Annotated in this window: 6 protein-coding genes; all 6 read left to right on the forward strand. The window is 70.8% G+C overall.

What is annotated here, in order from left to right; genetic code table 11:
- Window positions 1-196: 196 nt before the first annotated feature.
- The 6 genes from JAV76_RS11925 (at window position 197) to nirD (ending at window position 7,442) form a co-directional block, all read left to right on the forward strand.
- A complete protein-coding gene (locus JAV76_RS11925; protein ID WP_198734278.1) occupies window positions 197-1,024 on the forward strand; it encodes a hypothetical protein in 828 nt (275 codons plus the stop codon).
- A gap of 104 nt (window positions 1,025-1,128) precedes the next feature.
- Window positions 1,129-2,373 (forward strand): peptidoglycan-binding protein, encoded by a 1,245-nt coding sequence (locus JAV76_RS11930; RefSeq protein WP_198734279.1) that lies wholly within the window; start codon window positions 1,129-1,131, stop codon window positions 2,371-2,373.
- Window positions 2,370-3,047 carry an ABC transporter ATP-binding protein gene (locus tag JAV76_RS11935; RefSeq protein WP_198734280.1) on the forward strand — a complete coding sequence of 226 codons (678 nt, stop codon included), beginning with the start codon at window positions 2,370-2,372 and terminating at the stop codon, window positions 3,045-3,047. Before JAV76_RS11930 ends, JAV76_RS11935 begins: the two co-directional genes overlap by 4 nt.
- A 2-nt stretch (window positions 3,048-3,049) precedes the next feature.
- Window positions 3,050-4,285 (forward strand): ABC transporter permease, encoded by a 1,236-nt coding sequence (locus JAV76_RS15275; protein WP_198734281.1) that lies wholly within the window; start codon window positions 3,050-3,052, stop codon window positions 4,283-4,285.
- Between the two features lie 197 nt (window positions 4,286-4,482).
- Window positions 4,483-7,074: a nitrite reductase large subunit NirB gene (gene nirB / locus JAV76_RS11945; protein ID WP_198734282.1), complete on the forward strand. Its 2,592-nt coding sequence runs from the start codon at window positions 4,483-4,485 to the stop codon at window positions 7,072-7,074.
- Entirely contained in the window at window positions 7,071-7,442 is a 372-nt protein-coding gene (nirD, locus tag JAV76_RS11950) for a nitrite reductase small subunit NirD (RefSeq protein WP_198734283.1), read from the forward strand. The genes nirB and nirD overlap by 4 nt, the downstream gene beginning before the upstream one ends.
- The last annotated feature ends 41 nt before the right edge of the window (window positions 7,443-7,483 follow it).

Consider the following 7,483-nt stretch of genomic DNA (forward strand, 5'->3'; position numbering starts at 1 on the left):
GGTTTTTTTCCCGGGTTGGTTGTGGGCCCCCCCCCCTGTGCGGGGCGCCGCCCCCCCCCCCCCGGGACTCTCTGTGGTGCGGAAGGCAATAGTGATGGGTGTGGGAATGTCCCGGGGGAAAGTGATGCTGCTGTCCGCAGCACTCGTCTGTGCGACGGCAGGTTGCGGTACAGGGGCCGGCGGAGACCGTCCGGCCGTGCCGGACGAGATCCGCGGCATCGCGATGGCACCGGAGCTGGATGAGCAGGCAGGAGCGGTGCGCCTTCCGCTCGATCGCTTCGTGGAGACACCGGAGGAGCTGGACGTCCTGACGGTGGCCGGGAGCGTCCTGACGTTCCGCTGCGCACGGGACCAGGGCGTTCCTGCTCAGGCGAGCGGCCAGCTACCGGAGTCATCCCACGCGATCTACGAGTCGGAGTCCTACTTCGGTCCCTGGACCACGGACCAGGCGCAGCGCTTCGGTTTCGTCTCGCCGTCGTCGGACAACGACCTCGTCGCGAACGGCATCACCGAGAGAGCAGAAGGCACCGCGGAGCCCACTGTGCCGCCCAACGCGAGACTGACAGAAGCGGACTGGGCGGTCGTCGACGAGTGCGTGGACGGGCCGGAACAGAAGATGTTCGCAGCGGCCCTGACCCATGACGGGCCGTGGGAGGAGTCCATGCAGGCCCTTCCGGAGGCCCTGCTGCGCGACGACCGCACCGAGGAGCTGGTGTCCGAGCTCACGGAGTGCTACGAGGATCACGGACTGGAACCGGGGGACGAGCTCGCCTGGTACCCACGAGGTGCGCGCGCCGACGAGATCAGCGAGGAGCAGATCGTCCTGGCGATGCAGGTCGTGACGTGCAAGGAGGAGATCGACTTCACCATGCGACTCGCGAAGGTCGAGGCCGAGCTGCAGGCTCCGCTCGTGGAGAAGTACGCCGACGAGCTGATCGCCAAGCGAGCCCAGATCGACGAGGCCGTCGTCAAGGCACGAGCGGTGATCGCGGCGAACGGTGACATGTTCGAGCCTGTCGCGTGACCGAGCCCGCCACAGAGACAGCCACCCCACCTGACCCCACCACCAGCACGGGTGGGTCGCTGTCCCGCGCTCGGTGGCTATGGCTCTGGGCGGCAGGCTGCATCATGGCGCTGGTCGTCGCATTCCTCGTCGGGACGCAGGTGCGCTCCCCGTGGGAGTCCGCGATCGCCAACTCGCACGCGGACCCGCTGGTCACTGCAGAGGTGACGACCCGGAGCCTCGGTCCGAGGACGACGCCGGTCACGGGTCGGGTCCGGCTCGGGACGGACCAGACCGTCCTCGCGATGGGAACAGACCCCCAGGTGGTCACGGGAGTCCAGCATGGCGCGGGTGAGCTGCTCATGCCTGGGCAGGTCCTCGCCACCGTGTCAGGTCGACCCGTCATCGCTCTCGACCTCCCGTTCCCCCTCTACCGCGACGTGCTTCCCGGAGACGAGGGCGACGACGTCCGGGTGCTCCAGCAGGCGCTGGCCGCTCTGGGGTTCTACACGGGCACCGTCGACGGGCGGTATGGCGAAGGGACTGCGAGAGCCATCGAGGCCCTGTACGCCGGCGCGGGAGCCTCAGCACCGTCGCCGAGCGCAGAAGCGGACGCGCTCGTCGCCGCGGCTGAGGACGCGGTCGCCGAGGCCCTGGCAGCCGAGTCGACCAGCTCATCGGACACGGGTGCTCCTGACGGCCCGACGGCCGCCGCCGTATCGGCGCGAGCCGTCGCCGACGCCCGGACGGACCTCACCGAGGCACGTTTCGCGGCCCTGACACCCCTGCCCATGTCCGAGGTGACGAGGGTCGGAGCGGAGGGCGCCACGGTGCTGACCGTCGCCGGCGTCGGAACCGTCCTCGGCGAAGACCCGTTGGCCACCCTGCGGTCCGGCAGCCCCAGCGTCACCGCCCGCGTCGATGCCGCCCAGGTCACCGCGTTCGAGATCGGCAGCACAGTGCAGACGACGAAGGTGGGAGACCCGGGCGTCGCACACGAAGCCACCGTCGTCGCGATCGGCGAGTTCGACACCGGAGGCGGCGACGAGGGTGCACTTCCGGGCCGCGACATCACGCTGTCCCTCGACGACGCCACGGGACTCGAGGACGGCAGCGACATCCTCGTCACCGCGACGGGCACCGCCCCAGCGGTCGAAGGGCTGTCCGTCCCGGTCGTCGCGCTGCGGGAGGACGCCGGATCCACGTTCGTGCTGCGCGATGCCGGCGGCGACGGCTCGGGGAACAGCAGCGCGATCGGGCCGGAGGACCGCGTCGACGTCGACGTCCTCGCCACCAACGACGGGTATGCCATCGTGGATGCGGCTGATCTGCGCGAGGGCGACCGCGTGGTGGTGAGCGGGTCGCGATGACGCTCTTGCGGGTCGTGGACGTCCACAAGACCTACCCCACCAGCCCGCCGATCCATGCGCTGGGCGGTGTCGACTTCGTCGCCCAGAGCGGGGAGCGGGTCGCCGTCGTCGGGAGGTCGGGCTCCGGGAAGTCGACGTTCCTGAACATCATCGGCCTGCTCGACGTGCCGACCACAGGTTCGGTGCACCTGATGGGCCAGGACACCCGGGAGCTCACTGACGCCGGCCGCGACCGGCTGCGGGCGAACTCGCTCGGGTTCGTCTTCCAGGAGAACCACATCCTCGGCCACCGCACGGTCACCGAGAACCTCGAGATCAAGCTGGCCATCTCAGCGCTCCCACGGTCCTCCTGGCCGGACCGCACGAGCGAGGCGCTCGAACGTGTAGGTCTCCTCCACCGACGCCGGTCCCTGGCACGGCTCCTGTCCGGTGGTGAGAAGCAGCGGCTCGCCGTCGCCCGGGCCGTGATCAGCCGCCCTCGCGTCCTACTCGCGGACGAGCCGACCGGCAACCTCGACGAGGACAACGCCGACAACATCCTGTCCTTGTTCGACGAACAGGCCGCCAACGGAGTCGCGGTCATCGTCATCACCCACGACACGCGCATCGCGCGCTGGGCGGACCGGACGGTTCATCTCGCCCACGGGCGACTCACCGAGGCGGTCCGAGGATGAGCGTGCGCACGCAGGTCGACCGGTTCGCCGAGGTAGTGCGCGACGTCGTCATCGAGATGCATGCCCGGCGGATGCGGGCGGTCCTCATGATGACGGCCGTCGCCCTCGCGACCGGAGCGCTGGTCGCGGCGATCGCGATCTCGTCGGTCGCCGCCCATCAGGTGGACGCCGATCTGGCAGCCTCGACGCTCGATGTCGTCTCGGTGACCGTCAGCGGAGGGGGGACGCCGGGCGGCGGCACCATCACACCAGGCGATGACCCTGCGACAGGGCCGGTCGAGACCTTCCCTCGCGACGCGGAGCTGCGCGCGGAGAACCTGGACCTCGTCGCAGGAGCGGGTCGGCGCCTCGACGTCACAGGGCTCGTCCCCGCACTCGTGAGCCGCGACGGCCTACCGACCGACGACCCGGTCGCGGGCGTGTCGGTCGCCGGCATGACGTCCGGCTACCTGCGCGCCAGTGCCGCGAGCGTCGGGGACGCACCTGCGTGGATGCTGGACGGTGGCGAGCCGGTCGTCTTCCTCGGCCCCGTCGCCGCCGAGCACCTTGGCATCCCGGTCACCGACGACCCGACGGGTCTCAGCGTGAGCATCGACGGTGTCTCCCACTCGGTCGTCGGTTTCCTGCACGGCGGGTCCGTCGACCTGGCGGCCGTCGTGGCGGTGCCGTACACGCGCGCGGTCGGTGCTGTCGGCGACGACCGCGCGACCCGGATGCTCGTCCGTGTAGAACGCGGCGCGGGCGCGCCGATCTCCAGAGCGATCCGACTCGCTCTGCGGCCCGACGCACCGGAGCGTCTCACCGCGTCGCAGGTCGTCGACGTGAACCAGCTGCGCACCGGAGTCACCACCCAGCTCGACCGTCTCGCGGCCGGTATCGGTGGGTTTCTGCTGATGCTGACGATCCTGCTGATCGCGAATGCGATGGTCGTCTCCGTCATGGCGCGAACCAGCGAGATCGGAGTGCGCCGCGCCATGGGGGCATCTCGTCGGAACGTGGCTGCCCTCTTCCTTGCCGAAGGTGCACTCACCGGCCTCCTCGGAGGGCTTGCGGGCAGTGCATTCGCACTGGTGGCCCTCGTCGTGGTGGCAGCGGCGAGCAGCTGGACCGCGACGGTCGCCGCATGGTGGCTGGTGCTCGGGCCGGGCGTCGGAGTCCTCGCCGGACTGATCTCCTCGCTCTATCCCGCACTGCGCGCCGCGACGATCCAGCCTGCCCTGGCGGTGCGATCCGACTAGGTGCTCTGTGTCATGACGTTGGTGACACTTGCTCGGAGGCGTGAGGCCGAGGGCTGGTCGTCTGGCCAATCCCGGGTCCGAGTCTGCTGCCTGTCCGCACATCTCACGGAGCGATGCCGTGAGAAGTGAGGAGAGTGTTACGGGAGAGAAACTCCCCGCGTGATCGGCGGAAACCCGCGGTTCCTACCGTTGTGGACATGGCCCAGGAACTCGCACCCAGCAAGCACCTCGTCGTCGTCGGCGGCGGCATGGTCGCCCAGCGTCTCGTCGAGGCGCTCCGCGCACGCGACACCGACGGCACGTACCGCGTGACCCTCTTCGCCGAGGAGCCCCGCTACCCGTACGACCGCGTGGCCCTCACGTCGTACTTCTCCGCGCGGGATCCCGAGGAGCTCAACCTCGGGGACCCCGGCCTGTGGGACGACCCCCTGGTGACCATCGTCCGCGACTGCCGGATCGACGTGATCGACCGCGACGCCCAGCAGGTCACCGACCGCCTGGGCCGCGTGTGGGACTACGACGAGCTCGTCCTCGCCACCGGCTCCAACGCCGCCGTGCCACCCATCCCTGGTGCCGACCTGCCCGGTGTGTTCGTGTACCGCACCATCGACGACGTCGCGGCCCTGCGCGGCTGGGTCGAGGAGAAGCGCCGCGGCAGCAGCCAGCCCGTCCGTGGTGCCGTCATCGGTGGCGGTCTTCTCGGCCTCGAGGCCGCCGGTGCGCTCAAGGCCCTCGATTCCCAGGCCACCGTCATCCAGTTCGGCACCCACCTCATGGACGCCCAGATCGACCTCGGTGGTGGTGAGGCCCTCAAGCGCCTCATCAACCGCATGGGCATCGGCGTCCGGGCCAGCACCGCCACCAAGGAGATGAAGCCCTCGAAGCGCACCGGTCACGTCGGGCACCTCGACTTCGTCGACGGCGGGCGCCTCGACGTCGACGTCGTCGTCCTCGCCACCGGTGTGCGCCCCCGCGACGAGCTGGCGCGCGCCGCCGGGCTGCCCGTCGGGGAACGCGGCGGCGCCGTCGTCGACCTCGCGTGCCACACCGAGGACCCGCACGTGTGGGCCGTCGGCGAGGTCGCGTGCATCGAGGGCCGCTGCATAGGCCTCGTCGCCCCCGGGTACGCGATGGCCGAGGTGGTCGTCGACCGTCTCCTCGGGGGTGAGGCGACGTTCCCCGGTGCCGACACCGCGACCAAGCTCAAGCTCCAGGGCGTCGACGTCGCCAGCTTCGGGGACGCGTTCGGCCGCACCGCGGGCGCCATGGAGCTCGTCTACGCCGACCCCGTCGCCGGCGTGTACAAGAAGCTCGTCCTGTCCGACGACGCCCGGACCCTCCTCGGCGGGGTCTTCGTCGGGGACGCCTCCGCCTACGCGGGCCTGCGCCCCCTCGTCGGCCGCGAGCTCACCGGCGACCCCGGCGCCTACCTCCTCCCCGAGGGCTCCGCGCCCGCCCCCGGCGGCGACCTCCCCGACGACGCGAACGTCTGCTCCTGCAACAACGTCTCCGCAGGCACCATCCGCGGGGCCATCACCGAGCACGGCTGCACCGACCTCCCCGGTGTCAAGGCGTGCACCAAGGCCGGCACCAGCTGCGGGTCCTGCCTGCCGCTCGTGAAGAAGATCGTCACCACCGAGCTCGAGAAGTCCGGCATCGAGGTCTCCAAGGCCCTCTGCGAGCACTTCGACATGTCCCGCGCCCAGCTCTTCGACGCCGTGCGCGTCACCGGGCTGCGGACCTTCAGCGACATCGTCGCCCGGCACGGGCGCGGCGGGCGAGGGTGCGACATCTGCAAGCCCGTCGTCGCGAACATCCTCGGGTCCACCGGCCCCGAGCACGTCCTCGCCGGCGAGATGGCCTCCCTGCAGGACACCAACGACCACGTCATGGCGAACATGCAGAAGGACGGCTCCTACTCCGTGGTGCCGCGCATCCCCGGCGGCGAGATCACCCCGGAGGGCCTCATGGTCATCGGGGCCGTCGCCAAGGAGTTCGGGCTCTACACGAAGATCACCGGCGGGCAGCGGATCGACATGTTCGGGGCGCGCATGGACCAGCTCCCCGCCATCTGGTCGCGGCTCGTCGACGCCGGATTCGAGTCGGGGCAGGCGTACGGGAAGTCCCTGCGGACCGTGAAGTCCTGCGTCGGGTCCACGTGGTGCCGGTTCGGGGTGCAGGACTCCGTCGGCCTCGCCGTCGAGCTCGAGAACCGGTACCGCGGGCTGCGGTCACCCCACAAGATCAAGCTCGGGGTGTCCGGCTGCGCCCGCGAGTGCGCGGAGGCCCGCGGCAAGGACGTCGGCGTCATCGCCACCGACAAGGGATGGAACGTGTACGTGGGCGGCAACGGCGGGTTCACGCCCCGCCACGCCCAGCTCCTCGCCGAGGACCTCGACACCGAGGCCCTGGTGCGGACCATCGACCGGTACCTCATGTACTACGTGCGCACCGCCGACCGCCTGCAGCGCACCGCACCCTGGATGGAGGAGGTCGAGGGCGGCCTCGAGGGCGTCCGTCAGGTGATCATGGAGGACTCCCTGGGCATCTGCGCCGACCTCGACGCAGCCATGGCGGCGCACGTGGACAGCTACCAGGACGAGTGGGCCGCCACCCTCGACGACCCCGAGAAGCTCCGCCGCTTCGGGTCCTTCATCAACGCGCCCGACGTCACCGACACGTCGTTCGCGTACGTCGCGGAGCGCGGCCAGGCCCGCCCCGCCACACCCCAGGAGCGTGAGGGCGGTGCCGTCCTCGTCGCCGGAACCACGCTGGAGGTCCGTTCATGACGCTCGACACCCCGCCCCTCGCCGTCGTCGAGCCCACCTGGCTCGCGGTCTGCACCCTCGACGACCTCGTCCCCGAGCGCGGTGTGCCCGCGCTCGTCGACGGCGAGCAGGTCGCCCTCTTCCGGCTGGGCGACGACACGGTCCACGCCGTCCAGCAGCTCGACCCGTTCAGCGGGGCGTACGTCATGGCCCGCGGTCTCGTCGGGACCCGGGGTGACGTGCCGACGGTCGCGTCGCCCATGTACAAGCAGGTCTTCGACCTGCGCACCGGCGAGTGCCTCGAGGCGGTCGGCGCGACGCCCCAGCACCTGCGCACCTGGCCGGTGCGCGTGGACGGCCGAACGGTCCACGTCGGCCACCCCGCCTGACCCACCCCCACCGCCTGCCCCTCCCACCCCTCCCGGCACAA

The organism is Sanguibacter suaedae, assembly GCF_016342785.1.
Classification (GTDB): Bacteria; Actinomycetota; Actinomycetes; order Actinomycetales; family Cellulomonadaceae; genus Sanguibacter; species Sanguibacter suaedae.